This is a genomic window from Streptomyces sp. Rer75, assembly GCF_013414305.1.
GTDB classification, from domain to species: domain Bacteria; phylum Actinomycetota; class Actinomycetes; order Streptomycetales; family Streptomycetaceae; genus Streptomyces; species Streptomyces himastatinicus.
Genome location: NZ_CP058693.1, coordinates 8471128 through 8497514 on the forward strand (window position 1 = coordinate 8471128; position 26387 = coordinate 8497514).

General features: G+C 68.2%; 24 protein-coding genes and 2 pseudogenes. 14 read left to right on the plus strand and 12 right to left on the minus strand.

The window, feature by feature from the left end; translation table 11 throughout:
* Positions 1 to 4 precede the first annotated feature (4 nt).
* From HYQ63_RS36365 to HYQ63_RS36390, 6 genes are all read left to right on the plus strand, one after another.
* The gene (locus tag HYQ63_RS36365) at positions 5 to 1228 is read left to right on the plus strand and encodes a cytochrome P450 (RefSeq protein WP_179937952.1); all 1224 of its coding nucleotides are present in this window, start codon (positions 5 to 7) and stop codon (positions 1226 to 1228) included.
* Positions 1229 to 1273: 45 nt separating this feature from the next.
* The gene (locus HYQ63_RS36370) at positions 1274 to 2509 is read left to right on the plus strand and encodes a cytochrome P450 (RefSeq protein WP_179937953.1); all 1236 of its coding nucleotides are present in this window, start codon (positions 1274 to 1276) and stop codon (positions 2507 to 2509) included.
* 535 nt (positions 2510 to 3044) lie between these two features.
* Positions 3045 to 4148, plus strand: coding sequence for a 4Fe-4S binding protein (locus HYQ63_RS36375; protein ID WP_179937954.1), 1104 nt, complete (start codon positions 3045 to 3047; stop codon positions 4146 to 4148).
* A gap of 75 nt (positions 4149 to 4223) precedes the next feature.
* Positions 4224 to 5522 carry an SNG1 family protein gene (locus tag HYQ63_RS36380; RefSeq protein ID WP_179937955.1) on the plus strand — a complete coding sequence of 433 codons (1299 nt, stop codon included), beginning with the start codon at positions 4224 to 4226 and terminating at the stop codon, positions 5520 to 5522.
* Positions 5523 to 5633: 111 nt separating this feature from the next.
* Positions 5634 to 6203 (plus strand): TetR/AcrR family transcriptional regulator, encoded by a 570-nt coding sequence (locus HYQ63_RS36385; protein WP_179937956.1) that lies wholly within the window; start codon positions 5634 to 5636, stop codon positions 6201 to 6203.
* Positions 6204 to 6541: 338 nt separating this feature from the next.
* On the plus strand, positions 6542 to 7357 hold the full coding sequence (locus tag HYQ63_RS36390) for an oxidoreductase (protein WP_218929674.1): 816 nt from the start codon (positions 6542 to 6544) through the stop codon (positions 7355 to 7357).
* 323 nt (positions 7358 to 7680) lie between these two features.
* On the opposite strand, the gene HYQ63_RS36395 is transcribed toward HYQ63_RS36390, so the two are convergent.
* From HYQ63_RS36395 to HYQ63_RS36405, 3 genes are all read right to left on the minus strand, one after another.
* Entirely contained in the window at positions 7681 to 8388 is a 708-nt protein-coding gene (locus HYQ63_RS36395; protein ID WP_179937958.1) for a nitroreductase, read from the minus strand.
* A gap of 89 nt (positions 8389 to 8477) precedes the next feature.
* Complete coding sequence (locus HYQ63_RS36400) at positions 8478 to 9212, minus strand: NADPH-dependent F420 reductase (RefSeq protein WP_179937959.1); 735 nt, start codon at positions 9210 to 9212, stop codon at positions 8478 to 8480.
* Between the two features lie 137 nt (positions 9213 to 9349).
* Positions 9350 to 9946, minus strand: a complete 597-nt coding sequence (locus tag HYQ63_RS36405; protein WP_179937960.1) for a TetR/AcrR family transcriptional regulator — start codon at positions 9944 to 9946, stop codon at positions 9350 to 9352.
* A gap of 233 nt (positions 9947 to 10179) precedes the next feature.
* Between HYQ63_RS36405 and HYQ63_RS36410 the strand changes: the two genes are divergently transcribed.
* The 3 genes and pseudogenes from HYQ63_RS36410 to HYQ63_RS36420 all read left to right on the plus strand — a co-directional run bounded on the left by HYQ63_RS36410 (position 10180) and on the right by HYQ63_RS36420 (position 12550).
* The gene (locus tag HYQ63_RS36410) at positions 10180 to 10881 is read left to right on the plus strand and encodes an SDR family oxidoreductase (protein WP_179937961.1); all 702 of its coding nucleotides are present in this window, start codon (positions 10180 to 10182) and stop codon (positions 10879 to 10881) included.
* Positions 10882 to 10910: 29 nt separating this feature from the next.
* Positions 10911 to 11538 (plus strand): annotated as a pseudogene (locus HYQ63_RS46175) (alpha/beta fold hydrolase).
* Between the two features lie 37 nt (positions 11539 to 11575).
* Positions 11576 to 12550, plus strand: a complete 975-nt coding sequence (locus HYQ63_RS36420) for an NAD(P)H-binding protein (protein ID WP_179937962.1) — start codon at positions 11576 to 11578, stop codon at positions 12548 to 12550.
* 139 nt (positions 12551 to 12689) lie between these two features.
* Here the strand turns inward: HYQ63_RS36420 and HYQ63_RS36425 are convergent, their stop codons facing one another.
* Entirely contained in the window at positions 12690 to 13328 is a 639-nt protein-coding gene (locus tag HYQ63_RS36425; protein WP_179937963.1) for a TetR/AcrR family transcriptional regulator, read from the minus strand.
* A gap of 125 nt (positions 13329 to 13453) precedes the next feature.
* On the opposite strand from HYQ63_RS36425, the gene HYQ63_RS36430 reads away from it, so the two are divergent.
* Entirely contained in the window at positions 13454 to 15808 is a 2355-nt protein-coding gene (locus tag HYQ63_RS36430; RefSeq protein WP_179937964.1) for an MMPL family transporter, read from the plus strand.
* A 364-nt stretch (positions 15809 to 16172) separates the two neighbouring features.
* Entirely contained in the window at positions 16173 to 16529 is a 357-nt protein-coding gene (locus tag HYQ63_RS36435) for a hypothetical protein (RefSeq protein WP_179937965.1), read from the plus strand.
* Positions 16530 to 17203: 674 nt separating this feature from the next.
* On the opposite strand, the gene HYQ63_RS36440 is transcribed toward HYQ63_RS36435, so the two are convergent.
* The 4 genes from HYQ63_RS36440 to HYQ63_RS36455 form a co-directional block, all read right to left on the minus strand.
* Positions 17204 to 17986 (minus strand): IS5 family transposase, encoded by a 783-nt coding sequence (locus HYQ63_RS36440; protein WP_257232368.1) that lies wholly within the window; start codon positions 17984 to 17986, stop codon positions 17204 to 17206.
* Positions 17987 to 18339: 353 nt separating this feature from the next.
* Positions 18340 to 18942 (minus strand): GNAT family N-acetyltransferase, encoded by a 603-nt coding sequence (locus tag HYQ63_RS36445; protein WP_179937967.1) that lies wholly within the window; start codon positions 18940 to 18942, stop codon positions 18340 to 18342.
* A gap of 321 nt (positions 18943 to 19263) precedes the next feature.
* Positions 19264 to 19950 (minus strand): GAF and ANTAR domain-containing protein, encoded by a 687-nt coding sequence (locus HYQ63_RS36450; protein WP_179940889.1) that lies wholly within the window; start codon positions 19948 to 19950, stop codon positions 19264 to 19266.
* 86 nt (positions 19951 to 20036) lie between these two features.
* Positions 20037 to 20930 (minus strand): IS982 family transposase, encoded by an 894-nt coding sequence (locus tag HYQ63_RS36455; protein WP_179935202.1) that lies wholly within the window; start codon positions 20928 to 20930, stop codon positions 20037 to 20039.
* Positions 20931 to 21379: 449 nt separating this feature from the next.
* On the opposite strand from HYQ63_RS36455, the gene HYQ63_RS36460 reads away from it, so the two are divergent.
* Positions 21380 to 21988 carry a GNAT family N-acetyltransferase gene (locus HYQ63_RS36460; protein ID WP_179937968.1) on the plus strand — a complete coding sequence of 203 codons (609 nt, stop codon included), beginning with the start codon at positions 21380 to 21382 and terminating at the stop codon, positions 21986 to 21988.
* A gap of 450 nt (positions 21989 to 22438) precedes the next feature.
* Here HYQ63_RS36460 and HYQ63_RS46180 read toward each other — a convergent pair whose 3' ends face one another.
* The gene (locus HYQ63_RS46180; RefSeq protein WP_373689176.1) at positions 22439 to 22729 is read right to left on the minus strand and encodes a DUF6233 domain-containing protein; all 291 of its coding nucleotides are present in this window, start codon (positions 22727 to 22729) and stop codon (positions 22439 to 22441) included.
* Between HYQ63_RS46180 and HYQ63_RS36465 the strand changes: the two are divergent.
* Positions 22637 to 22930 (plus strand): annotated as a pseudogene (locus HYQ63_RS36465) (cupin domain-containing protein); the annotation flags it as partial. The gene HYQ63_RS46180 and the pseudogene HYQ63_RS36465 overlap by 93 nt on opposite strands.
* Before the next feature lie 130 nt (positions 22931 to 23060).
* Here the strand turns inward: HYQ63_RS36465 and HYQ63_RS36470 are convergent.
* A complete protein-coding gene (locus tag HYQ63_RS36470; RefSeq protein WP_179937969.1) occupies positions 23061 to 24047 on the minus strand; it encodes a nitronate monooxygenase family protein in 987 nt (328 codons plus the stop codon).
* 225 nt (positions 24048 to 24272) lie between these two features.
* Complete coding sequence (locus HYQ63_RS36475) at positions 24273 to 24770, minus strand: nuclear transport factor 2 family protein (RefSeq protein ID WP_218929606.1); 498 nt, start codon at positions 24768 to 24770, stop codon at positions 24273 to 24275.
* Positions 24771 to 24819: 49 nt separating this feature from the next.
* Here HYQ63_RS36475 and HYQ63_RS36480 point away from each other — a divergent pair, with 49 nt between their 5' ends.
* Positions 24820 to 25386: a TetR/AcrR family transcriptional regulator gene (locus HYQ63_RS36480; RefSeq protein ID WP_179937970.1), complete on the plus strand. Its 567-nt coding sequence runs from the start codon at positions 24820 to 24822 to the stop codon at positions 25384 to 25386.
* Between the two features lie 41 nt (positions 25387 to 25427).
* Here the strand turns inward: HYQ63_RS36480 and HYQ63_RS36485 are convergent, their stop codons facing one another.
* The gene (locus HYQ63_RS36485) at positions 25428 to 26339 is read right to left on the minus strand and encodes a LysR family transcriptional regulator (RefSeq protein WP_179937971.1); all 912 of its coding nucleotides are present in this window, start codon (positions 26337 to 26339) and stop codon (positions 25428 to 25430) included.
* Between the last annotated feature and the right edge of the window lie 48 nt (positions 26340 to 26387).

The window sequence follows — 26387 nt, forward strand, 5'->3', positions numbered from 1 at the left end:
CACCATGAGCACGGTGCCGGAAGGCGAGCCGTTGATCTTCAATCCGTTCACACCGGACTTCATGAACGATCCGTATCCGCACTACGCGGAGTTGCGCAGGGAAGTGCCGGTGCACGAGCACCCGGGCGGCTTCTGGATGCTCTCCCGCTACCAGGACGTGTTCGACCTGCTGCGCTCCGGCCTCTCCGTCGAACAGCGGCATGTCGCCCCGGGGCCCTTCCGCGACGCGTACGAGAAGGCGGGCGTCACGGACGAGCCGCGGCTGAAGGGCCTCGCCCTGCTGGACCGGGACCCCCCGGACCAGACCCGGCTGCGCAAGCTGGTCACCCAGGCGTTCACGGTACGCGCGGTCAACGCCATGGAGCCCCGCATCCGCGCCCTCGTCACCGACGCCCTGGACAGCTTCGCCGAGGCCGGGGGCGGCGACCTGGTCGAGACGCTGGCCTTCCCCCTGCCGTTCACGGTCATCTCGGACATGCTCGGCATGCCCCCGACCGACACCCGGCACATGCGGGAACTGACCGGCACGCTGATGCGCTCGGTCGAACCGACCACCGACCCCGTGGTGATGAGGGCCGTCGAGGCCGCCGACGCGGAGCTGTTCGAACTGGTCGGCGACGCCGTCGCGTGGAAGCGGAACCACCTCGCCGACGATCTGCTCAGCGCGCTCATCGCCGCCGAGGACGACGGGGACAAGCTCACCCACGACGAGCTGGTCGCCCAGGTCACCATGCTCTACGTCGCCGGTCACGAGACGACCGTGAACCTCATCTCCGGCGGCACCCTCGCCCTGCTCCGCAACCCCGACCAGCTGGAACTCCTGCGCGCCAAGCCCGAGTTGGAGGCCAACGCGGTCGAGGAGATGCTGCGCTACGACGCGCCCGTGCACAACAGCAGGCGGGTCACGCTGGAGCCGTACCAGGTCGGTGGGTACGAGATCCCTCCCGGCTCCTTCATCCTCGCCAACCTGGCCGGGGCCAACCGGGACGAGGAGTTCTTCGGACCCGATGCGGAGGAACTGCGCCTGGACCGGGAGAACGCGCGCCGCCACGTGTCCTTCGGCGGCGGTATCCACCTCTGCCTCGGTGCCACCCTGGCCCGTATCGAAGGCCGGGTGGCGATCGGAGAGCTGGTGCGCCGGTTCCCCGGTCTCGCCCTGGACGGCGAGGTCGAGTGGAACGGACTGCTCAGCCTCCGCGGCGCGGCACGCCTGCCCATACGGGTCTGAGCCCGCACCGCGGCAGACCGAACACCTTCGACGACGAGAGTGACGATGAACGAATCAGCACCCACGACGACGGTCGGCCACGACACCGTGCACCACGTCAGGGACCTCCCGGTGGCCGAACGGCGGGACGACGCCTGGCAGGCACTGGCCGCTCTGGGCGAGCCCGCCCCCACGGCGGACGGCCTCGCCCTGACCAGCTTCGCCGTCGTCAAGGCGGTGCTCAAGGCGCCGGACCGGTTCTCCCTCGCGAAGGTCTTCGAGGCCGTGGAGACCGGATACCCCCTCATCCCGCTGGCCTTCGACCCACCCGAGCAGACCCACTACCGGCGCATCCTGCAACCCCTCTTCAGCCCCCGCCGGATCCGCCCGCTCACGGACGCGCTGCGCGCCCAGGCCGTCGACCTCATCGAGGCGGTCAAGGCCCGCGGCGGCTGCGACTTCGTCGCGGACATCGCCGTCCCCTTCCCCGCGCAGGCCCTGCTGACCCTCCTGGACATCCCGCTCGCCGACCGGGACCGGCTCATCGCCTGGAAGGACGCCGCCCTCCAGCTCACCGCCAACGCCGCCGGTGAACTCGTCCTCACCGACGAGGAACGGGCCGCCAGGGTGGACCTGACGATGGCCATGGCCGGCTACCTCGCCGAGCTGATCCAGGCCCGTCGCGCCCGCCCCGGCGACGACATGCTCAGCGAGATCCTGGCCCTGGACGGCGAGGACCGGTTCTCCGACGAGGAGGCGATAGGGCTGTGCCTGATGCTCGTCCTCGCCGGCCTGGAAACCGTCACCGACGCACTGGGCCTCGCCATGGAGCGCCTGGCCACCGACCCCGCTCGACGCCGTGAACTGGCGGACGACCCCTCCCTCGTCCCGGCCGCGGTGGAAGAATTGCTCCGGCTCGACCCACCGGCCCCCTTCCTCCCCCGCATCACCACCGAGGACGTCGAGATCGGCGGCTGCCCCATCCCCGCCGGCACCCTCGTCAACGCCCACCTGACCACCGCCAACCGCGACGAGAGCTGCTGGCCGCACCCCCACACCACCGACTTCCACCGCCCGGAAAACCCCCACACCAGCTTCGGCGTAGGCGTCCACCGCTGCCTGGGTACCCACCTCGCCCGCCTGGAAATGCAACTGATCCTGGAGGAATGGCACCGCCACATCCCCGACTACGCGATCGCCGAAGGCACCCCGCACCGAGCCAGACTGATCCGCGCGAACATCGGCCTGGAATCACTGCACCTGACCTTCGACCCGAGCCCCCCGCCCCACCCGGCCGTCTGACACTCCGGCCCCCGGCGGGCCGGCGGACGGAGTCCGTGGCGCGGTGTGGTGGGCTGCGGTGGCCAGCGCCGCGAGCGTCATGGCGACGAGCCACTATCTGGAGCGCATCGAACGCATCGACCCGCTCCTGCACGCGGTGATCGAGGTCGATCCCGACGCGCTGCGCGAGGCCCGGCGCCTGGACGCGGAGGGGGATCGCGGCAGACCGCTGCACGGCATGCCCGGCGGGGGGTCAAGGGGTCGCAGGTTCAAATCCTGTCGTCCCGACCAGCGTTTTCGCAGGTCGGAGGCCGTTTCCGCAGAGATGCGGGGGCGGCCTTTTCCGTGTTTTCCGGTGTGGTGGTCGCATGGTGGTCTCATGCGTTCCGCGTCGTGCATCGGTGCTCGGAGGAGTCGGCCTGGCTGTCGCTGCGCGGTCGGAGGACGGCCCGCGGCTTGGGCTTGCGCGCTGAAACTGATCGGTTTACGGTGATGGAAACTGATCGGTTTCTCGCCGTGGGGGCGAGTGTGAAAACGAGACTCACCAGGAGATCGGATGACTACCGCGCGCGACCCCGATCGGCAAAGGCCGGATCCGGAGCTTCCGGCGAAGCTGGCCGCGCACCCGTCGGTGCAGGCCGTACTCGCCCGGCGCAGGGCCGGTGAGGACGCAAGCCCGCCGACGGTGATCGACGCGGCCTGGCTGCGCGAACTATGCCTGGCGGCCGGTGCGGACGACGCGGCCGCGGTCAGCCTGGACCACCCCGACCTCGCCGGCGAGCGCGAGCACGCGCTGGCCGCGTTGCCCGGCACGCGCACCCTGATCGCGATGGTGGTCCGGATGAACCGCGACAACTGCCGCTCCCCGGCCCGCAGCGTGGCCAACCAGGAGTTCCACCAGGTCGACGAGCAGGCCAACCACGCCGCCCGCAGCGTCACCCAAGCGCTGCAAGACGCCGGCTACCGCGCGCTCAATCCGTCTGTCGGCTTCCCCCAGGAGATGGACCGCTTCCCCGGTGAGCGGATCTGGGTGGTGGCGCACAAGACGGTCGCGGTGGCCGCGGGGCTCGGCGTGATGGGCCTGCACCGCAACGTCATCCACCCCAAGTTCGGCAACTTCATACTGCTGGCCACCGTCCTGGTGGACGCCCAGGTGAGCGAGTACGGGCAGGCGCTGGACTACAACCCCTGCATCGACTGCAAGTTGTGCGTCGCCTCCTGTCCGGTCGGCGCCATCAGCAAGGACGGAGACTTCGACTTCCTCGCCTGCACCACGCATAACTACCGTGAGTTCATGAGCGGGTTCACCGACTGGGCGCAGACCGTGGCCGACAGCCAGGACGCCGCCGACTACCGCTCCCGGGTCAGCGATTCCGAAAGCGCGTCCATGTGGCAGAGCCTGGCCTCTCCCCCCGGCTACAAGTCCGGCTACTGCCTGGCCGTCTGCCCCGGCGGCGAGGACGTCCTGGGTCCGTACCTGGAAGACCGCAAGACCTTCATGGACACCGTGCTGCGACCGCTCCAGGACAAGAAGGAAACCCTGTACGTCCTGCCGGGCTCACATGCGCAGGAGTACGCCCAGCGCCGCTTTCCGCACAAGCCCGTCAAGGAAGTCACCGGCGGCTGGCAGCCCCCGGCGAAACGCCCCTCATCCTCCTGACCCGAGGGTTCTTCGGTGTACGACGCCTACGAGGGCTCTGTGCTCGCGCCCACGACGAACCCCTCGGAGTAAGTCATGAATGAAATTCACCCCTTCCGCGTCCTGCGGGCCAAGCCGCTGTGGATCGTCAATGGCGTCATCACGGGAGTCCTCGCGCTGCTGTTCACCGTGTTCTACGTCGGTGCCAACATCGATCCGGTCGATCACATGAAGAAGTTGCCTGTCGGTCTGGTCAACGCCGACACGGGGGCCGCTGTCGGTGGCAAGCAGGTCAACCTGGGGGCGCGGATCACTGAGTCGATCAAGAAGTCCACTACGAGCGGGGACAAGATCGACTGGAGAGTGATGAACGAGAAGGAGGTGAAGGAGGAACTCGGCGAGGGCAAGCTGTACGGCGCGCTCGTCGTGCCCGACAACTTCACCTCCTCCGTCACCGCACTGACCAGCACCGCAGACACCAAGAGCCCGGTTCGCCCGACGCTGACGGTGCTGACCAACCAGTCCGCCGGCAGCCTGGGCTCCAGCCTGGCCCGGACAGCTTCGACCGCGGCGGCCGAGAGCGCCTCGCTCCAGGTGGGCAAGGAACTGACCGCGCAGAACGGGGCCGAGCAGGCGAAACTGCCCGCCGCGGCACGCGTCCTGCTGGCCGACCCGGCCGCCGTCACGGTTGAGGACGGTCATCCGCTCGACTCGCACAGCGGCCTGGGCCTGACCGCGTTCTACTACGCGCTCGTCCTCGTGGTCTGCGGCATGCTCTCCGCCAATGTCATCAGCGGCCAGGCGGACCACGCCCTCGGCTACACCCACAACGACATGGGACCACTGCGCCTGCACCGCCCGCTGATCCGGGCAACCAGGGTGCAGACCCTGGCCATCAGCAGCACGCTCATGATCGGTCTGTCGCTGCTGATGGGCACCCTGGTCATGGTCGGCGCGGTCGGCATCATGGGCATGGACGCCTCCCACCTGCCGCTGCTGTGGCTCTACTCGGTGTGCGCCATCGCGGTCTCCGGGATCGGTGCGCTCACCCTCCTTGCCGTGTTCGGCACGCCCGGCATGCTGGTCGTCACGCTGGTCTTCATCGGGATGGCGGTGCCGACGGCCGGTGCCACCACCCCGATCGAGGCGCTGCCGGGCTTCTACCGCTTCCTCGCGGAGTTCGAGCCGCTGGGGCAGATCACCGACGGTGTCCGCTCGATCCTCTACTACGACGCCCAGGCCGAGGCCGGCCTGGCCCGGGGATGGGTGATGATGGCCGCCGGTCTCGTGGTGGCCGGGCTGTTCGGCTTCGGGGTGACGGGCTGGTACGACCGCAAGGGGCTGCACCGCATCCCCGCCGAGACGAAGCCTGACAAGACCGCCGTCCCGGCGTAGCGGAACGTCACCGCCGGACAGGTTCGGCTGTGCGCGGCGCGGGATATCGCCCCGACACACCCTGGAAACCGATCGGTTTTTAATTCAATGAAATCGAGTTACCCTCCCAGTATGACCACCGAGGTGAAGTCAAGTTCCCGAGAGCGGCTGCTGGAGGCGGCGGCCACGCTCACCTACCGAGACGGTGTCGGCATCGGTGTCGAGGCGCTGTGCAAGGCGGCGGGGGTGTCGAAGCGCTCCCTGTACCAGCTGTTCGACAGCAAGGACGAACTACTGGCGGCGAGCCTGGAGGAGCGTGCCTCCGCCTTCGTGGCGAGGCTCCTGCCCGCGGCGGACGATGGCAGCTCACCCCGCGAGCGGATCCTACGGGTCTTCGAGAACGTGGAATCGCAGGCGGGTGCTCCCGAGTTCCGAGGCTGCCGGTACCTGGCGGTGCAGATCGAGCTCAAGGATCAAAGCCACCCTGCGAGCCAGGTGGCGCACCGGATCAAGGGGAATCTGACAGCCTTTTTCCGTGGCGAGGCCGAACAGGGTGGCGCGAGCGATCCGGACCTGCTGGCCCGGCAGCTCAGCCTGGTCTTCGACGGAGCCAGTGCCCGTGCGGGGATCGGGGCCGACAACCTCACAGGGCTCGTTGCGCCCACTGTGGTCACCCTGCTCGATGCGGCAGGCGTGCGCTGACGCGTCGGCGCTTCGGGCAGGGCTCGGTGACTGATGTGCTCCGCGAGTGGATGTCCGTCCCCGGCGGCCGGAGCGGCTCCCGCGGCTTCATGCCTCCCGGTGCTCGGGAGGAGGCCCGAGGAGCAGTACCGGTGTGGATCGCCTGCCTCTCGGCGATTGCCGCGATGTCGCATCCCGGCGCGTAAGCATTCGCGTTGGAGGGAGGGGCTGCTCGCGGCCCTTCCGCCTCTGGCGGCGATGCGGCCCGGGATCGTCCCCTCCTTGGGCTTGCGCGTGGAAACCGATCGGTTTACGGTTGAAAAAACCGATCGGTTTCTCAATGGTTCCGGGAGTCCATGATGACGACACATCGGCCGGTGGCACTCGTGACGGGTGCGTCCTCCGGCATCGGGAAGGCGGCCGCGCTCGCGCTGGTCGAAGCGGGTTTCGACGTGGTCGGCACAAGCCGCGACACCTCGCGCGCCGCCCCCCTTGACGGCGTGACCTTCCTCGACCTCGACGTGGCCAGTGACGCGTCGGTCACCGCCGCGGTCCAGCAGGTGATCGACCGGTTCGGGCGGATCGATGTCCTGGTCAACAACGCCGGTATGGGCTTGATGGGTGCGGCCGAGGAGAACTCCGTCGCGCAGGCCCAGGGAGTCTTCGACGTCAACGTCTTCGGCGTGATGCGTATGGTGAAGGCAGCCCTGCCGCACATGCGTGCCCGGGGACGCGGACGCATCATCAACCTCTCTTCCGTACTCGGCTTCCTCCCCTCGCCCTACATGGCCGTCTACGCCGCGTCCAAGCATGCGATCGAGGGGTACTCCGAGTCCCTGGACCACGAGATCCGCGAGCACGGTGTCCGGGCGCTTCTCGTCGAACCCGCCTACACCAGCACCGGATTCGAGGCCAACAGCCCGCGACCCGACACGCCCCTGCCGGTCTACGCGGACCAGCGGCGCGCCTTCGACCGCATGATGGAAACTGCGATCAAGGACGGCGACGACCCCGGCATCGTCGCCAAGGTGATCGTCGCAGCAGCGACCGACCCGAAGCCGAAGCTGCGCTACACCGCCGGTCCCGTGGCCGGACGAGCGAGCACACTGCGCCGCATCGCTCCTGCCGGGGTCTTCGACAAGCAGATCCGCAAGCTCAACCGGCTGGCCGGCTGACACCTGCCCGTGCCCGAGCCCCCGCAAGGATGAAACGCACAGGGAAAGCGGCACATGGTGGAGATCCGGACCCCTGGTCTTCCCGACCGGCGGCAAGCGGCCCGCCCCCACCCTGCCCGCACCACCCGAAATCTCTGGCTGCTGCTTCTGGATTGAGCTGGTCAAGGCAGGCACCGGCCTAGACGACGTGAGACGCCTGCGCTACTCATGGGCGGCGTTGGGGTTGTGCCCGCACAACAGAGCGGTTGCAGTGTGGACGCCTCGGTCGCCCGGCCGAGCGTCGGCTCCGGCTTTCTTGTCAGTGTCCCTTGTCGGTGGAGGACCTACTGCTCGTCGAGGACGCCGGGGGTCTCGTGCAGGACGACGCTGTGCTCGAGCGGCACTCGTCCCATGCGGAAGCTGTTCGCCGGTGCGGCCGGGTCGGCTGTGCCGAAGGAGATGCCGAACAAGAGCTTGAGCTCCTCGGGAACGCCCAGGAACTCGCGGATGGTGTCGGCGTAGAAGCCGAGCATGGTCTGCGGGATGCCGTCGAGTCCCCGGGCGGTCAGCGAGAGCAGGAAGTTCTGCGCGTACATGCCGATGTCACCGGCCGCCCGCACCCCGTCTCCGAATGCCGGCATGAAGAGAAGGGCGACGTGGGGTGCGCCGTAGAAGTTCAGGTTCTTCCGGGCCGCTGCCTTCCTGGCTGTTCGGTCCGAGCGCGGTATGCCCATGGCCTGGTAGAGGGTCGCGGCGTGGTTGTGCGCACGGTCGAGGTAGGCGCCGTCGCCGAAGTCGGCGTAGTCGAAGGTGAAGTCGTAGGAGAACCGCTCCTCCTTATCGGCCTGGAGCAGTTCCTTGCTCAGGGCATCCCGTGCCGCGCCCGAGACGACATGCACCGTCCACGGCTGGGTGTTGCAGTTCGACGGGGCGGTTTGAGCGTCTTCCAGCACGCCGCGGATGTCGGACGGGGACAGCGGGGCGGGCAGGAACTTCCGAACGGAGCGCCGGGACCGCACGATGTCGGTGAAGGGCGAAGCCGTGGTGGGCAAAGCGATTCCTCTCAAGTGTGCTCAGTTCGCGTGATCGCGGCTGTGCCTCATGGGGTTGGTTGTGGCAGGGCGGGGCCCCGCCGGGTGTGTCAGCGGTGGACGGAGCGGTTGAGCTCGACGATCTCTTCCAGCGTGGGTGCGGATGTGAAGGCGGCGAAGCGCTCCATCATGCGGTCACGGTTGCGCGGGGCCTCGGCTCGGTCAGCCGCCTCCAGGGCCGGTCCCAGGTCCTCAAGGGCCAGCTCGGTGCAGTAGGCGGGCGTCATCGGCTGCTGGCGCCAGGAGTCGGCCAGCACCCCGGCGTCGAGGGGATCGAAGCCGCTCTCGTCCACCAGGCGCATGCCCACACGCCGTACCGCATCGGAGTCGGCGGCGACCGGGAGCGCGATGCGGCCCGGGGTACCCGCCGGAACGCTCTTGGTCTGCAAGGTGCCGGCCAGGGCGGCGTTCCATGCCTTTACCACGGGCCGCCCCAGCTGCTCGGCAACCCACAGGCTCTCCACCTGGCCGCCCTCCACCGCCTCGATGGGACCGTTGAGGTGGGGGAAGTAGTTGGAGGTGTCGATGACCACGGTGTCGCTGGGCACGGAGGCAAAGAGTCCTGCCACCGTCGGGATCCGCCCGAAGGGGATGGACAGGATCACCACGTCCTTGCCCTGGACGGCATCGGCCGCGGTCGCCGCGTGCGCCCCGAATTCCAGCGTGGTGGCATCGATCGTTTCCGGGCCCCGGGAGTTCGCCACCTGAACGTCGTGTCCGCCCGCGCTGAACGTGCGCGTCAGCGTCTTCCCGATCGACCCCGTGCCGATAACGCCAATTCTCATGATTTGTCCCTCTCGAAGTCGTGCCGCTCCCGAGGAGGAGGCGGTGAGGTGTGATGGCTGTGCGGGGAACGCAGCCGGGACTTCCCGACGGCTCCAGGGATGTTCCGGTGGCCGCCGTGCGGTGAGTGGCTGGTGGCCTACTCCTCGTTGTCCCGCTCGCGGTATCCGCTTTCGATGAGTGCGCGCAGACGGTCGAGCGACTCCTCGTCGGTGGCGCCGGTGCCCTTGATCCAGGAAACGGAAACGGTCGCGAGGAACAGGTCGTAGCCCTTCACCGACACTCTCGCGTGGCCCGCGAGCTGCGCGGCCCGCACGTATTCGTCGGTAGCGGTGATCAGGTAGTCGCAGGGAAGGGTCAGCGGGTTGTCCGGCTCCTGCTCCCTGGCCGCAGCCATGAGCGGTTCCGGCAGCCCACTGAAGGCGCTGAAGTACTCCTCCATGGCCCGCAGCCACTGCCGGAGCGCCTCGGATGCGTCACCGAGCGGCGCGATCTCCGCCCGGCGGGCCACCAGCTCCTCGGAGCGCGTCTGCAACACGGCAGCCAGCAGCGCCTCCCGGGTGGGGAAGTGCCGGTACAGCGTGCCGGGCCCGACACCCGCTTCCTTGGCCACCGCCTCCAGGGAGGCGCTGACGCCATACCTCAGGAAATGGCGCTGCGCCGCTTCCAGAAGGGCCGCACGGTTGCGCTGGACATCCGCACGGGGCCTGCGCCCCTGCTGCCCCTTGACGCCCATACGCCCTCCTGCCTCATGCGATCCTGCGGCTCCAGTAAAACGGAGGCTGTCTCCGCGCAAGGTCGAGCGTAAAGCGGAGGCTGTGTCCGGTCAACTCGGCCCGGCTGTCCCGCCGACCCTCGGGCCGTAGTCAGATGGTGCTGGTGGGATCCGAGGCTCGACTCACTTGCAAGGGTGAAACCGATCGGTTTACGGTAGAGGAAACCGATCGGTTTCTCGCGTTGGAGGTAGCCGTGACAGCGATCAAGGGCGCCACCGTCTTCGTCACCGGAGGCGGTCGCGGTATCGGCAAGGAACTGGTCGAGGAGCTCTGCGCGCGCGGTGCCGGCAAGGTCTACGCCACGGCCCGTGACCCGCGCACGGTGGCGCACCCTCATGCTGTTCCGCTGGCGCTCGAGGTCACCGACCCGGCGTCCGTGGCGGTGGCTGCCGAGCAGGCCCAGGACGTCACCATCCTGATCAACAATGCCGGCGCCTCGGTCGGCGCTTCGTACCTCGACTCCGCGATGGAGGACGTGCGCCGGGACCTGGAGACCAACTTCTACGGGCCGCTGCTGGTCACCCGGGCTTTCGCGCCGATTATCGAGCGCAACGGCGGGGGTCATATCCTCAATGTCCACTCCGCCCTGTCCTGGCTGGCTGACGGCACGCCCTACAGTGCGTCCAAGTCCGCTCTGTGGTCGCAGACCAATTCCTTGCGCCTGGAGTTGCGGCCGCGCGGCATCGCGGTGACTGGGCTCCACGTGGCTTATGTGGACACGGACATGACGTCGGCTGTCGACGCGCCCAAGGCCGACCCCCATGATGTCGCCGTGGCCGCGCTGGACGGTATCGCGGCGGGGGCACACGAGGTGCTGGCCGACGACACCACCCGCCGGATCAAGTTGCAGCTGGCTGCTGATCTGGAGGTCATGTACGCGCAGTTGGCCCAGTAGCGCGCACTTACTGATTCGAAGGAAATCTTGTGGAAGGGCCGCTCACCCACCGCTTCGTCGACGTGAACGGCGTCAGGCTGCACATCGCCGAGCAGGGGCATGGGCCGCTGGTCCTGCTGCTGCACGGCTGGCCGGAGAGCTGGTACTCCTGACGTCACCAGTTCGGGGCGCTGGCGGCGGCCGGGTACCGGGTCGTCGCCCCCGACCAGCGCGGCTACGCCCGCAGTGAGCAGCCGCCGGACGTCAGCTCGTACACCCTGCTCCACCTCGTCGCCGACGTGCTCGCCCTGATCGAGGAGCTGGGGGAGGAGCGGGCGGTCGTCGTTGCCTTCCGTCGCCTCCTGGCCGGTGCATCAGGCGACAACCCGCTCGGCAGAGAGCCACGGCCGTTGGTCATACCCGACGGTCTGGGCCTCCTGGCCACCATGCCGGACTGACATGGTCACCGCATTGCGCGGGCCGGAAGGAGGCAGCCCGCTGAGCGATCTTTTGCGTGGCCAGGGCATGTCGGGCAACACGCTGAGCGCTCTCGCGCCACGACTGCACGACCCGGTGGTCCTGCCGGGATGCGGGCATTGGACCCAGCAGGAGCGTCCCGCCGAGGTCAACGCCGCGCTACTCGACTTCCTCGCCCGCATCGATGGCTCGAATTTCTGACCAGCTGACCCACCCCAACCAGACAGAGGGCACGACGATGCCAGAGCGCAATCCCATCCTGATCACCGGTGCCGCCGGCGAAATTGGTGGCGTGAGCAGAACGATGGTCGAGATGCTGCTTGAACGAGGGCACCCGGTGCGTGCGTTCGTGCGACGGGACGACGAACGTGCACACGCGCTCCGCCAGGCCGGGGCCGAGGTCTTCGTGGGTGACCTGCTGAACATCGCCGACGTGACCGCCGCGCTGAAGGGTTGCCGACGCATCTACTTCAGCATGAGCCTGTCGCCGTACTACACCGACGCCGTCAGCCTGATGGCCGCGGCGGCGAGGGCCCAGGGCGGCATCGAGGTCTTCGTCAACATCTCCGAGTTCGAGCAGTCGTTCATGACGTTCGAGAAGATGACCGCCCCGGACGAAGAACGGCGTTCGTGGCTCGGCGGGCTCATCGCGGACTGGTCGCCACAGCAGCGGGCCCACTGGGTCGCCGAGCAGGTGCTGGACTGGTCCGGTATCCCGACCGTCAACGTGCGGGCGGCCATGTTCGTCGAGAATCCCATCCTGACCTGGCTGGCGCTGGGCCCGCTGAGTAACGGTGAACTGCGCCTGCCCTTCGGCCGCCAGCGGCTCGCGCCCATCGCAAGTTACGACGTGGCGGAGCTGTGCGCGAAGATCCTGGTCGATCCGGCGCCGCACATCTCGAAGTCCTATGAGCTCAACGGTCCGGAACTGAAGGACATGCATGGGTTCGCGGAGGACTACGGGGCCGCGCTGGGACGTCAGGTCACTTACGTTCCCGAAGAGGTCGACGCCTGGAACGAGAGCTACGTGGACAGCGCCCTGGCCGAGTTGCCGCACATTGCGGAGCACCTGAAGACCCTGACCCGGCTGGTCGCCGGCGGGGGGTACCGCGGCGTCACCGACCAGCTGGAAACTCTGCTCGGGCGTCCGCCGAAGACCGTGCGGTGGGCGCTGGAGAACCATCCGCGCATCCGGAAGTCGGCGTCTGCCTGAGCCGCATTCCCTCACGCCGCCGGATGTGGCGCGGTCGCGGTCCTGAAGGCCGAGTTACCCGGCCTCCCGGAGGTCCGCCGGGAAAACAGGCCGCTCGGAGCGAGTTCACGCCCTGTCTGACCGTCCTGCCGGTGGCGGATTACGAGCGTGCGACGTTGCTGACCGCAGTACGCAGGTCATCCTCCCCGGCGAGCAGCGGGGGCAGGGGGGTTGCGTTGGCGGGGTTGAGCGAGTCGAAGAGCAGGGCGATGAAGCGGGCCCGCAGAGAGGGCGCGGTGCCGGGGAGGGCGAGACCGGCGACCGCCATGACGAGGAAACGCGGAATGTCTTCCGCGGTGAGGTCGGAGCGGATCTCCTTCTGTTGCTGCGCGCGCAGCAACAAGGGGTGGAGGGAATGGCTGAGGCGCTGGAGAGCGTCCACGGCCACGTCGGTGAAATTGCTGGCGAAGCTGACCAGTCCCCGCTCCTCGGTGATCAGGTCGAGCAAGCGCGTGGCGATGTCCTGGAGGGAACGACGCGGGTGGGGGGCATCGGCGGCACGGTCGATGAGGGGCAGCAGGTCGGTTTCGAGGATGTCGTCGAGGACGGCCCGGACGATCGCCTCCCGGTTGGGGAAGTGGCGGTAGAGGGTGGCGATGCCCACGCCGGCCTCGGCTGCGATCTGTTCCAGAGATGCCTCGCCGGCGGCGAGGACGGTCCGCCCGGCAGCGGTGATGCGCTCGACGCTGGTGCGCGCGTCGACCCTGCGCCGGCCGCCGCGATCCTTCGGGGTTGTCATCGACAGCTCCTCCCTGCTCTGCGATGAAGGCTATCCTCCCTCGTTTGATAGTGTCCTATCGTTTTGATAGGACACTATCACTTCGCGTCTGGTGTGGTCTCGACGCACGGAAGAGGGAGAGAACTGTGTCCGTTCTGCTGTACCGGCTGGGAAGGTTCGCCTACGGCAAACCCTGGTACGTCCTCGGGGGCTGGCTGGCCGTGGTGACGGCCGTGGTGAGCCTCCTCCTTGCCAACCCGGTCAAACTCAGCAACGAGGTCCGTATCGACGGCACCCCGTCCCAGAAGGTCCTCGACGAACTGGCCAAGTCCCTGCCGGAGGCGTCCGGCGGGCAGGGCATGCTGGCCTTCAGCGCACCGGACGGTGCCCGGATCGACGGCGCGAAGGTCCAGGCCGCCCTGGCCGCGGCAGTGGATGCCGTCTACCGCCACGACCACGTCATCGACGCCCGGAAGGTCATGGCTCAGCAAGCCGCCCAGGGGAAGAAAAGCCCACTGATACGGGGCCAGGCGGCGGTGGCTCAGGCTGCCGGACAGCCGTCCTCCGGCAAGGCACCCGTCCCGTTACAGGTGGACGGCCGGCCGGTGCCGGGGGTCACTGTCTCCACCGATGGCTCGACAGCACTGATGCAGTTCCAGTTCGACGAACAGACTTACGAGCTTCCCTCCGGGACAATCGACAGCACCGTCAAGGCCGCCGAGCGTCAGGCCGCACATGGCGGCCTCGAAGTCCTGCCGTCCGCGGCGATGATGGAGATCCCCGAGATCGTCGGCATCGGAGAGATCGTTGGTGTCGTCGTCGCGGCCATCGTCCTGCTGGTCACCCTGGGGTCGGTCGTGGCGGCCGGACTACCCCTGGCCATCGCCCTGGTCGGTGTCACGGTGGGAGTGGGGGGAGCCTTCACCCTCTCCGCCGTCTTTGAAATCCACTCGCTCACCGCGGTCCTGGCTCTGATGCTTGGACTGGCCGTCGGTATCGACTACGCACTGTTCATCGTCAACCGGGAACGCCGGCTGATCCTGGAAGACGGCCTGGACTCGCACGAAGCGACCAGCCGCGCCGTCGGCACAGCCGGAAGCGCGGTCTTCTTCGCCGGCTGCACTGTCATCATCGCCTTGATGGGGCTCCTGGTCGTCAGGATCACCCTGCTCAGCACCATGGCCATCGTGGCGGCTGCCACGATCGCCTTGGCCGTCCTGCTCGCCCTCACCTTGCTGCCGGCGCTGCTGGGGCTGGTCCAGGAACGCATCTGTCCCACCCGGACCCGGAACAGGATGCAGCAACAGAAGGCTTCCGCCGACCACGCGCGGGCAAGTCGCTGGGCAGCACGCCTGGTCCGCCACAAGTACCCGGCCCTCGCCTCCGCGCTCCTGATCCCCGCGATCCTGGCCGTGCCCGCCGCCGACATGAAGATGGGCCTGCCCTCCGGCGCCAGCTACAACACCGAAACCGCACAGCGGCAGAGCTACGAGCTGGTCAGCGACGTCTACGGGCCCGGCTACAACGGCCCGCTCATGGTCGCCGTCACCTCTACCGCCAAGGGACAGCCCCTCACCCCGGCAACTCTCGCCGCAATCACCTCCGGCATCAAAGGCATCAAGGGCTCGACCTCGGTGTCCCTGGCCGGAATGAACAGCACCGGCACCACGGCCATCCTCAGCCTCATTCCCGGCAGCGGGCCGAACGACGACGCCACCAAGGACCTCGTCACCGCTGTACGGGACGAGAGCGCACAGATCGGCGAAGCCCACGGTGCCACCCTCGGTATCTCCGGCTTCACCGCCCTCGCGATCGATGTCTCCGACCGGCTCGCCGACGTCCTGCCCATCTATGTGGCAACCGTGCTCGCGCTCTCCCTGATCGTCCTGCTCCTGGTCTTCCGCTCCCTCATGATCCCGGTGATGGCCACCCTCGGCTTCCTGCTCACCATCGGCGCCACCTTCGGCCTGACCACGGCTGTCTTCCAGTGGGGCTGGTTCCAGGACCTGATCGGACTCGATGCCAGGGCCCCTGTGGTGAGCCTGCTGCCCATCATCATCACCGGCGTCCTGTACGGGCTCGCCATGGACTACCAGATGTTCCTGGTCACCTCCATGCGGGAAGCCCACGTACACGGCGCCACTCCGCTCAACGCCACCGTCACGGGATTCGCACGTGCCAGTTCCGTTGTCGTCGCGGCGGCCACCATCATGGTCTCCGTCTTCGCCGGATTCATCTTCAACCCCCAGCCCATGATCAAACAGGCCGGCTTCGCCCTGGCCACCGGCATCCTGATCGACGCCTTCGTCATCCGCATGACCCTCATCCCCGCCACCATGGCACTCGCGCAGGAGAAAGCCTGGTGGCTGCCCGCCCGGCTGGACCGCCTACTGCCCGACCTCGACGTGGAAGGCGACAAGCTCACGCAGAAGATCCCGCTGCCCCATCCCACGCCCCACCAACCGCACGCCACCGCGCCAAAGACCGAGACCACCGACTGACCTGCCGGAGGAGGGTTCTCTGCGGGCGGGGTGGAACTGCCCATATCCAGGGCCGGGCTGGGGGTTGAGCTGGGCTGTGGCCAGGCGGGTCGCCTGGTCGTTTTCGGGCAGCCCGGCGAAGGACTGTCCGGCCAGGGTGGCCTTGCGGAAAATGCGCCACCAGCCTTCCTGGAGGTTCAGCCGGCAGGTAATCCGTGGTGATCGCCGCCGCGGCCGTGGAGCACGAAGTCGTCCTCCGCGAACTTCGTGAGGATGGCAACAACCGGCACAAGGACTTCTCCGGCTACCGATACGTCATCGACGCGCTGGAGCGCGTCACACCAGCTCGCCTCCCTCACCCGCACCCTCCACCAGTGGCCACAGGATGAAGAAGGCAACGAATGCAACAGCTTCCTACGCGACTACGCCGACCTGCTCGAAGCGTTCGCCAGCACACCCGCCTCACACCCGCCTCTTCAGCGAGATCGACGAGGACCGGCTGGCCAGCCAGGCCGACGAGCTGTGCGAAGCCGCCAAAACGGTCCAGGACGAGCGTGAGCGGCTGGTCGACCGCGCGCAGGCTTCATCACTCGCCTTGAACGACCCCTCCCGCCCGTACGGCATCCTCCTGGCGGAAGCCACCCGACTGACGGAGGAAGCCGAGCATTCCTGCGACATGCTCCGCCACACAACCGACTGCGCACACAAGACCAACGGCACGCCAGCCCAAAGCACCGCCTGACCGTGATGCCCGCCAGCACCGCTGACCTGTCGCAGCGAAGGCTGGGCGATTCTCGTCGGAGGTTGAGTGCCGAACCGCTCGAGACCAGGCGGGCAGACAGCAGGTGACGTACTCAGAAGCCGTTGTCTTTCCGAGCGTGACTGCTGCGTTTGTGCTGGCCAGGCATAGTCCGTTTCTCGTGCGGCAGTGATGGCGTGTCGTGTTGTCTCCTCGGTGGAGGTGCCGTGTGCCGTCGGTGATGGGGTTGCTGGAGGAACGCGAGCGTGCTGCCCAGCAGCGGGTGGAGGTTCTTCAGGCCGAGTTGCGGGAAGCGGAGGCCGCGTTGGAGCGGTTCGTGATCGCTCGTGAGACGGTCGGGCAGGTCCTGGCGGAGCCGAGCGGCCGCGGGGATGCACCGGTGACCGTGTCTGATGGGCGAGAGCGGCCGGTCGTGGGTGCGGTGCCCGGCTCGGTGGTGCCGGTGTGGAGGGAAGGACTCGACGTCGGCGTACTGGCGCCGGACTATCGGCGGATCATGGCCATCGTGGCCGACCAGGGCGGGGAGGCGGTGGACTGTCGGCAGCTCGCTGCGGCACTCGGTCTGGCGGTAGTCCCGGCGAAAGTCGAGGGGGTGCGGTCGAAGGTCAAGCGCCTGGCCGCGCGGGGCTGGCTGGCCGAGACGGTGCCGGGCAGGTTCAGTGAGGCTGCCGGGCCAGGCGGCGGCTCGCGACCATGCTCATCGACCACCAGATCATCGCCTCCGCGCTGTCGGTGCGGCTCTCGTAGTCGCGGGCCAGGCGGCGGGAGCGCATCAGCCACGCGAACGTGCGCTCGACCAGCCATCTCTTGGGCAGCACGGTGAACCCGGAGGCACCGTCACTGCGTTTGACCACCGTCAGCGCGATCTGCCAGAGGCTGCGGGCGACGTCGACCAGCGGCCCGGTGTAACCGCCGTCGGCCCACACCCTGGCCACGCGCCAATGCCTGTGCCGCAGCCGGGCCAGCAGGACCCGGCCCGCGTCCCGGTCGGTGACCGACGCTGCCGTGACCATCACGGCCAGCAGCAGCCCGAGAGTGTCGACCACGATGTGCCGCTTGCGCCCGTTGACCTTCTTGCCGCCATCGAAGCCCCGGCTGGCGGCCGGCACCGACGCGGCGGCTTTCACCGACTGCGCGTCGATGACCGCGGCCGTCGGCTCCGCGTCCCGTCCCCCGGCCTCGCGGACCCGGTCACGCAGCCGGTCGTGGAACTCGCTGATCAGGCCGTTGTCCCGCCAGCGCCGCCAGAAGGCGTAGACGCGGTCCCAGGCGGGGAAATCGCCAGGCATCGCCCGCCACGTGATGCCGCCGGCCACGAGGTAGCGGATGGCGTCGATCATCTGCCGGTGACAGTAGCCCTCCGGCTGCCCGCCCCTGCCCTCCAGCCATCCCGGCACCGGCAGCAAGCCCCGCACCTCGGCCCACTCGGCGTCCGTCATGTCCGACGGATACCGAGGCCGTCTGTCCGAACGATCCCCCGCATTGCCGTACACGTGCGCGAGGCAATCACACGACCGAGCAACCGAGTTGGACGACGAGGACAACGGAACGCAAGACTGCGGCACAGGGCCTCCTGACGCTCGAAGGACTTCAGCAATCCCGAGCTGGGCAGGAGGCCCTGCTTTCATGCCTGCTTCGGCTGGAGATCACCCAACCGAGTCACTGCACTCGAACCAGTGATCACCGTGATCGATAGGGCAACGGCTTCTCACACCGCGCAGACGATCGCTGTGCACGTCGGTGAACCTGATGCCCAGGCTCCGAGTGCGCTTGCGTTGCGGGCCCCTGAGTCCTAACGCGGATCCCTGCGCATGCACCATGTGCGGGGGCCACTGTCGGGCAGCAGGATCTCGGCTGTGACCTTGAAGCCGAGGCGCTCATAGAACGCCACGTTCCTCTCGCTGGAGGTCTCCAGGAATGCCGGGTACCCGGCGCGTGCAGCCGCCTCGATGCCGGGGGTGAGCACCGCGGTGCCAAGGCCCCTCCCTTGGGCTTCGGGGGTGACTCCTACCGTGTTGAGGAACCACGCCGGCTCCTGCGGTCGATACGGAGCGACGGTCTCCTCTGCTGACTCGTAGGCGGCCGCCCGGTCACCGGTGAGGTCGCCGAGCAGCGGGCCGATCTCGGCGAAAGCGGGCGAGGGGTCCTGGTCAGGAGTGGCCCAGACAGCGACAGCGCGACCCGCGTCGGCAACCCACACGCGGCCGTACACCATCCCGATACGTGTCAGGCAGAGTTCTTGGAAGCGTCGGATCCGGTCTTCGTGGCTGTCCGCGGCGATCACGTGCCGGGTGAAGGGGTAGTCGGCGAATGATCGGGTGAGGGTGTCGACCGCGGCGGGAATGTCGGCGTTGGTGATGGGACGTACGACAGGGGCGTCCTGGTTCGGTGGCATGCCGACTGAACGATCTTGACGGCAGGCACATTCCTGACCAGCCCACTCGACCTTCTGTGAGAGAGGCTCACCGGCCAGACTTCGGTGAGAACACTCAGCCATTTCTGCGACGGAACAACGACCCGGTGTTGATGTACATGCCGTCGCCGAGCACGGTTTCGGGCCTGCGGCCCACGACGATGCATGCGGGCCGGGTGGGTGCGCATCCCTTCGGCATGGCGGGTACTCGGGCCGCAAGCCGTTGCTGCATCCCCCGGGGGAGGGCGATGGCCAGGCTTCTCCGGTCCAGAATGCGGGCCGGTGGAGCCGTCCCCGCGGCGGTCAGTCGTCGAGTCCGCCGCTCTCGCAGATCTGCCGTGCGATGTTCCGCAGCTTGATGTTGCGGTCTTGGGACACCCGCCGCAGCGTGTTGAACGCGTCGTCCTCGCTGATCTTGCGGCGCTCCATGAGGATGCCCATGGCTTCGCCGATGGTGTGCCGGGTGGCGAGCGCGTGCTGGAGTTGGTCGGCGGTGCGGGCGCTGGAGAAGGCGACTGCGGCGTGCGAGGCCAGCAGCCAGCCCGCGGTCTCGCTGCCCTTGGTGAACGCGGCCGGCCGCCGCGAGTACAGATTGAGGGAGCCGAGTTCCTCTTCCCTCGTGTAGAGCAGGAAGCTCATCATGCTCCCGACGCCCAGCGCGCGGGCTTGGCGCGCGAACTCGGGCCACCCCTCCCGGGGCTCGGTGAAGTCCTGAATCCGGTAGACCGGCTGGCTGCGCAGAGCGGCGTCGAAGCCCGGGCCCTCGGCAAGCCGCTCCTGCAACTGGTCGGAGCGGACCACCAGCCCGTCAGTGGGGGCCAGGGTTTCCACCCGCTTGCCGCGGAAGACCAGGATTCCGGCCGCCTCACATCCCTCGACGATCTCCACGGCACGCGCGGTGATGCGCTCCAGCGTCGCGTCCACCGAGTCCTGCGCCAGCAGGTCACGCGCCATCCTCGCCATCTGCTCGGCGAACCTTTCCCAGTCCATGACCACCGTCCCGCTCGCCATCATCCGCGTCTTCCGCACGCCCACGATGGGCACTCGGGCCTAGACGAGTAAGTCCGAAGGCTTGGTCAGTGGTCGTAGGCGATCAGTGATCGGGTGATGGATCGGCCTGTGGCGCGGTTGTGCCAGATCGCGGCCGTCATGGCCAGGATCCGTTGTCCGACACGGGCGAGGACGCCGGCGGGGGTTCTCGCTCCGTGGCGCTCGAGGTCGAGCTGGCCCTTGAGGGTGTCGTTCACCGACTCGATGAGCTGGCGGATGGGCTTGAGCAGGTATTCGCCGGGCCGCGGCTTGTGGGAGCGGTAGCTGGGCCGCAGGAGGGTCAGGCCGTGCTCGGCCAGGAAAGCGTCGAGGTGCTTGGACACGTAGCCCTTGTCACCGATGATCGTCTGCCCGGGGTGTGTGGCCAGCAGGTCTTGGTCGCCGGTGAGCATGTCGGCCAGCACCTCGCGTTCGTCGATTTTGGGGTTGGCCAGGGCCCAGGCGATCGGCAGGCCGCCGGGCGTGCACACAAGGTGGAGCCGCAGGCCCCAGAAGAACCGGGAGTGGGAGGGGCAGTAGCCGTACCCGGCCCAGCCGGCCAGGTCGGAACGCTTCACGGTGGGCCGTGAGCGGGCGCACTCCACCGGTGTGGAGTCCACGATCCACACGTCGTCGTGCCACAGGTCGCTGTCGCGGGCGAGTGTGCGGATGAATGTGCTGATCAGCGTGTTCCCGGCTCGCAGGCGCTTGTTGTAGCCGGACTGTCCGGGCAGGTAGGGAAACTCGGCGGCCAGGTGGGCGCGTGCGAAGCGCAGCCATCGGGCTTCGGAGACGAAGCCGAGCAGGGCCTGCATGACCGCGAGGGTCAACAGCTCGGCGTCCGTCAGTCTGGGTGGGCGGCCCCATCGCCGCGTTCCTGCCAGAGCGTCATCGATCTTCACGTACAGTGCTGTCGCGAGGGTCTCGAGGTTTGTCGTCACAAACGAACCAACGAGACCCTCGCTTCATGCGCCCGGAGACTTCGGACTTACTCGTCTAGCTCGTCGTCAGAGTAACCGGAGGTACTCAGGAGGCCGTGCAAGTGTGGCGGCGGTGATTCAGCGGACGAGGGCCGCAGGCTCCCCACGGGCTTTGAGGACTCCCCCGTTCCAACCTGAAACGGGCTTGCTTGCCCTGGCGTCGACCCTCGGAGCACACGGTGAATAACTCTTATCCGGCCTTGGCCAGTTCATGGCGACGTATCAACCGCCATGTTCCCCCAGCCAAGATCCTTTGACGAGAGTGCCTACCCCGTCACCCCGGTCGCCGCTGATCTTTTCGCCGCCCCCTGCATCAACCCCCGCCCCGCCGTCAGGCAGCTCTGTGTGCCGCACAAGCAGATCGGGCCCCGCCCCGTAGCCGAAGATCACCGAGGTGCAGAATGACGCGTATGCCGATAACGGACACTCTGAAGATGGCCACGATCGACGATGCTTCGCTGATCAGTCGCACTTTGACCCGTGCCTTCGGTGACGACCCGATGATGCGCTGGTTCTTCCCCGGCGATTCCTCGCGCGAGGCAGGGCTGGGCCGCTACTTCACCACAATCTTCACTCGGCAGTACGTCCACCACGGAGTGTGCGAGCGCACCGAGGCGGGGGCCGCCTTCTGGGTACCGCCGGAGGCGCAGGCCAAGGCAGTTCCCGACGCGGAGACCATCCAGGAGCTCCAGAACATCCTTGGTGACCGAGCTTCCCTTTTCAGGGACACCGTCGAGACGGCAGCCAAGCACGCGCCCCAGGAACCGCACTGGTCCCTGGCAGTGATCGGCGCCGATCCGGCCGCCCAGGGGCAGGGGCACGGGGCCGCTCTGCTGCGCTCGGGGCTGGCCAAGGCCGACGCGGCGGGTCTGCCCGCCTATCTGGAGTCCTCCAAGCCGTCCAACCTGCCCTTCTACGAGCACTTCGGCTTCACCATGCGTGAGCAGTTGCGGCTGCCGGGGAACGGGCCGGAGCTGTGGACGATGTGGCGCGAACCGCGTCACCCGGCCGACGCCTAGTAGTGCTTCGTTAGGTTCTAGTGCGACAGGCTTCCTTGCCTGACGGCCGCACCTCTACCACGGTAAACGCGAGGTCATCGTGGCTTTGCTGCCTTCCCGCCAGGTGACCTCCTCGAAGGGGGTGCCTGCTTCGAGGAACGCGGGCAGAGGCTGGGCAGCCTCACGGTAACGAGGCAAAGCAGGCGGTCCCAGCCCACCGCAGGCAGGCTGGGACGGCTCGATCACGGCCGGGCGGGCGATCCGCCGCAGCACCGGCGTCCACTCCCACGGCGGCTGGTTCACGACTCACCCCGGAGCCGTTCCACCTCCCCGAACTTCATACCAACCACCATGCCCCGGCCAGGCAAGATCGGCAGAGCTAACGAAGCACTACTAGTTCGAGGCCAGGCGGCGGACCCTGCGTAGCCCTGCCGTGTACAGCGGCCTCCGCTGGTCGTGCCCACGGCTCTGCTAGGCGTAGCCCTCGCCGCGTTCGAGCGCTGGAACGAGAACGGCCGCAGGGTCGCAGTCGTGGCAGGCCCGCGCACCTGGCCGCATCAAGGCATCCAGGGCTTCCATCGTGCCCAACTCCTTGCCGCCATTGTCGGCGACGTGGCGGCAGGCGGCATCGTGCACGATCGTATGTCCGCGCCGCTCCGGCGCCGGCCGGCCCGGCTCATGCTGACGACCTCGGGTCCGGCCCCCGTCGAGGTCTGGCGCTGGCGACTGGAGCCGGACGAGGAATACCCCAGCCACCCCCACCAGGCCGGAGTCGTGGAAACCGTGTCCGTCACCTCCGGCCGGATGGTTCTGGTAGTCGACGGCACGGAGCAGACCGTCGAAGCCGGGCAGACCGCGACCTTCGACGGCGACACCCCGCACACCTACCGCGGCGCGGGCATCGAGACCTGCCACCTGATCATGACGGTGCACCTGCCGCCCGGTCCCGCTTCGACGACCTGACCCGAACACCCGTTGAGCCGTTCGCGGACTGGTCGCCGAACAGCGTCCGTTTCCACTCGCCGGGGGCGTGCGCAAGAACTCGGTGCCATGAGCGGGACGTTGACCGGGTCCCTCGCGGGGCAGTGCCGGCTCAGCCGGTGTCCGCGGTGGGCTGCGGAGTCCACCGGCCGAGGCGGGCTGCGGCGTCCCGCGCCATCCTGCGCACCACCTCCCCGGCGGGAAGGATCTCGTGGACCAGGCCCACGCCCTCGCCGACGATCATGTTCGCGACGTCGAAGTCCTGTCGCGAGACGGCGTCCTTGAACTCTTCGGCGGCCTCGGCGCGTTGTGCGGCGAGGCCCGCCTCCCGCCCGTGCCACCGGTCGATGAACCGGTTGCGCAACACGCGACCGTTGTACTCGACGGGCCAGTCGTGCCTGCGCACGATGTCGTAGACGCTGGTTCGAATGGTCTCATCACCGTCGGCGGCCACCGCTCGGGCGTGGGCGCGAGCCGAGACCACGGCTTCCTCCGTCGCCCAGAAGCGGGTGCCGACGAGGACGCCGTCCGCACCGAGAGCGAGCGCGCCGGCGAGCCCGCGACCGTCCGCCACCCCACCGGCGCCCAGCAGAAGGGTGTCCGGGGAGCGGTCGGCGATCAGGTCCGCGACATCGGGTACGAGGGTGAACGTCGACCGCGTCCCGACGCCGTGCCCGCCGGCCTCCCCGCCCTGCGCGACGATGACGTCCGCTCCGGCGTCGAGGGCCTGGCGGGCCTGGTCGAGCGTGTGGACCTGACACAGCAGCGGTACGGCCGAGGCGCGGATCCGTTCCGCGAACGGGGCCGGGTCACCGAAGGACAGCATGATCGCGGCGGGCCGGCGCTCCAGGGCGATGTCGAGCAGCTCGGGGCGGCGGGCCAGGCTCCAGGTGATGAAGCCGCACCCCACCCGGGTGCCGGCCGCGGCGGCGAACTCCCGCTTCAGCCACTCTGCGTCGCCGTAGCCTCCGCCGATCAGGCCCAGCCCACCCGCGGTGGTCACCGCGGTGGCGAGCCGGGCCCCGGAGACGAGGTCCATGGGGGCGAGCACGACGGGGTGCTCGATTCCGAAGGTGTGGGTAAGGCGCGTTGTCAGCAAGGCGAAGTCCCCTTCGTCCAGGCATCCGCCCGGCAGTGCGGTGGGCGGTGCGGCGTTAAGGCGACCGTAGGTTCGCCGAGACTTCAGATCCAACGATTACTGGTGATGGCAGCCATCACCAGCAGAGAACTTTTCGACGGCCAACGAGCGTCAGGACGGTGAACTAGCGGCTCGGGCGATGGTGCTGCCTGAGCACACCGGCTTGGGATGACAGGGAGGCGGGCGCTACTGGAGCGGGATGTCGATCCCGTATTCGTCCACGGGCCGAGGACCGTGTACGCGTCTGTCGGCTTCGGAGATGGCGATGTCGTTGATGCTCGCCTCGCGGCGCCGCATAAGGCCGCGCTCATCGAACTCCCACAGTTCATTGCCGTAACTGCGCCACCACTGACCTTCCGTGTCGTGCCACTCGTACTGGAAGCGGACGGCGATCCGGTTCTCGTGGAACGCCCAGAGGCTCTTGCGTAGCGCGTAGTCCAGTTCGCGCTCCCACTTCCGTGTCAGGAAGGTGACGATTTCCTCGCGGCCGCTGACGAAAGTGTCCCGGTTCCGCCATGTCGAGTCCGCCGTGTAGGCCAGTGCCACCCGCTGGGGATCACGGGTGTTCCATGCATCCTCGGCGGCCTGGACCTTCTGCAGGGCGGTCTCCCGGGTGAACGGGGGGTGGGGCGGGCGATCTTCCGGCACTGCGGCCTCCTCGTATTGGGAACGTGCGTTCTCCATCGGTGAGGCTAAGATAGGGAACGATCGTTCTCAACGTCAAGGAGACCCGATGCCGGCCCCGATCACCGAGGAACAGAACAGCCTGGACCGTGAAGCGCTGCTCGACGCGGCAGAGAGGCTCTTCTACGAGCGAGGCATCCAAGCGGTCGGAATGGATGAGGTGCGCGCAGCATCAGGTCTGCCGCTGAAGCGGATCTACCGATTCTTCGCGGCAAAGGAGGGTCTCGTCGTGGCGATGCTCAAACGTCGCGACCAACGGTGGAGAGGAGACCTGGCCGCCCACGTGGAACAGGTCCCGGATCCCCGCGAGCGCGTACTCGCGGTATTCGACTGGCTTGCCGAGTGGTTCGCACAGCCCGGTTTCCGCGGATGCGCCTGGGTCAACGCCCACGGCGAACTCGGCTCGTCGTCCGAAGCGGTGCTGTCCGAAGTCCGGTCACACAAGCAGGCATTCCACGACCAGATCGCCATGTGGGTCCACGCCACCGGCGTGCCGGTGGTCGAACCAGTCTTCCTCCTCGCCGAAGGAGCCATCGTGACGGCCGGTATCAGTGGCGACCCGGTCTCAGCCCGTCATGCTCGCGCAGCCGTCGCGACGTTGCTCGGGACACCTTGATCTCTCGGTCCCAGCGTCAACAACCTGCTGACCCGCAACGACTAGCCCGTGGCTGCGGAGGAGCCTCCGACCATCCGCAGGACCGGCGGTGCCTGCTCCATGGCTCGCGCATGCGTGAGGAACCGGGTCAGGGCCGGCCACGGCGGTGTGTCGACGCGCTGGACAAACACGGTCTGAGAGCGTGCCTGCACCTCCGGCAGCTCATGCACCCGAACCTGCTCGCGGGAGGCGTGCCGCTCGACCACAGCGGCGGGCAGAAGGGTGAGGCCCATGCCGGCCCCGACGCAGCCGAGGATGCCCTCCAGCGTTCCGAATTCCATGCAGCGAACGCTGACGGCGCCCCGCGCCTGGAGGATGCTCTCCAGGCGCCTGCGGTAGGAACAGCCCGTACGGAAGACGAGAATCTTGGGGTCGCGCATGATGGCGTCCAGATCGGCGATGCGGCGCGCCGTGACGAGGACGAGGCGTTCCTCGAACACCGGGGTCTCCACCAGGTCGGGCTGCCGCACCGGGCCGTTGACCAGCGCGCCGTCGAGCCGATACTCCAGGACGTCCCGGACCAGCTGTTCGGTCGGCCCGGTGGTCAGTGAGAAGTCGATGCGGGGACAGTCATCGGCGAAGGCCGCCAGCACCGTGGGGAGCCGCAGGCCCGCCGTGGTCTCCATGGACCCGATCCGCAGCGGACCGCACGGATCGGCCTCGTCGCCGATCACTTGCTGTGCCTCGTCGACGAGCCTGCTGATGCGCTCGGCATACGGAAGCAACTGCTCGCCCGCGTTGGTCAGCGCCACGCCCCGGGCGTGCCGACGGAACAGCGGGGCGCCCAGCTGCTTCTCCAGCGCGTGGATACGCGCGCTGACGTTCGACTGCACGGTGTGCAGTTGCTGAGCGGCCTTGGTGATGCCGTGCGTGCGCGCAACAGCCAGGAAGATCCGCAGGTCGGAGAGTTCCACGTCGACCTCCACATGGGCCCGCGGGCAGGAGCATACCTGCGGCCGGTT

Coding starts and splice junctions, on each gene's coding strand:
- HYQ63_RS36440 (WP_257232368.1), bottom strand. CDS start 17,986: ATGACGGACGCCGAGTGGGCCGAGGTGCGGGGCTTGCTGCCGGTGCCG.
- HYQ63_RS36370 (WP_179937953.1), top strand. CDS start 1,274: ATGAACGAATCAGCACCCACGACGACGGTCGGCCACGACACCGTGCAC.
- HYQ63_RS36375 (WP_179937954.1), top strand. CDS start 3,045: ATGACTACCGCGCGCGACCCCGATCGGCAAAGGCCGGATCCGGAGCTT.
- HYQ63_RS36365 (WP_179937952.1), top strand. CDS start 5: ATGAGCACGGTGCCGGAAGGCGAGCCGTTGATCTTCAATCCGTTCACA.
- HYQ63_RS36400 (WP_179937959.1), bottom strand. CDS start 9,212: ATGAGAATTGGCGTTATCGGCACGGGGTCGATCGGGAAGACGCTGACG.
- HYQ63_RS36460 (WP_179937968.1), top strand. CDS start 21,380: ATGCCGATAACGGACACTCTGAAGATGGCCACGATCGACGATGCTTCG.
- HYQ63_RS36475 (WP_218929606.1), bottom strand. CDS start 24,770: ATGGAGAACGCACGTTCCCAATACGAGGAGGCCGCAGTGCCGGAAGAT.
- HYQ63_RS36420 (WP_179937962.1), top strand. CDS start 11,576: ATGCCAGAGCGCAATCCCATCCTGATCACCGGTGCCGCCGGCGAAATT.
- HYQ63_RS36480 (WP_179937970.1), top strand. CDS start 24,820: ATGCCGGCCCCGATCACCGAGGAACAGAACAGCCTGGACCGTGAAGCG.
- HYQ63_RS36425 (WP_179937963.1), bottom strand. CDS start 13,328: ATGACAACCCCGAAGGATCGCGGCGGCCGGCGCAGGGTCGACGCGCGC.
- HYQ63_RS36380 (WP_179937955.1), top strand. CDS start 4,224: ATGAATGAAATTCACCCCTTCCGCGTCCTGCGGGCCAAGCCGCTGTGG.
- HYQ63_RS36405 (WP_179937960.1), bottom strand. CDS start 9,946: ATGGGCGTCAAGGGGCAGCAGGGGCGCAGGCCCCGTGCGGATGTCCAG.
- HYQ63_RS36390 (WP_218929674.1), top strand. CDS start 6,542: ATGACGACACATCGGCCGGTGGCACTCGTGACGGGTGCGTCCTCCGGC.
- HYQ63_RS36445 (WP_179937967.1), bottom strand. CDS start 18,942: ATGCCACCGAACCAGGACGCCCCTGTCGTACGTCCCATCACCAACGCC.
- HYQ63_RS36385 (WP_179937956.1), top strand. CDS start 5,634: ATGACCACCGAGGTGAAGTCAAGTTCCCGAGAGCGGCTGCTGGAGGCG.
- HYQ63_RS36450 (WP_179940889.1), bottom strand. CDS start 19,950: ATGGACTGGGAAAGGTTCGCCGAGCAGATGGCGAGGATGGCGCGTGAC.
- HYQ63_RS36435 (WP_179937965.1), top strand. CDS start 16,173: ATGAAGAAGGCAACGAATGCAACAGCTTCCTACGCGACTACGCCGACC.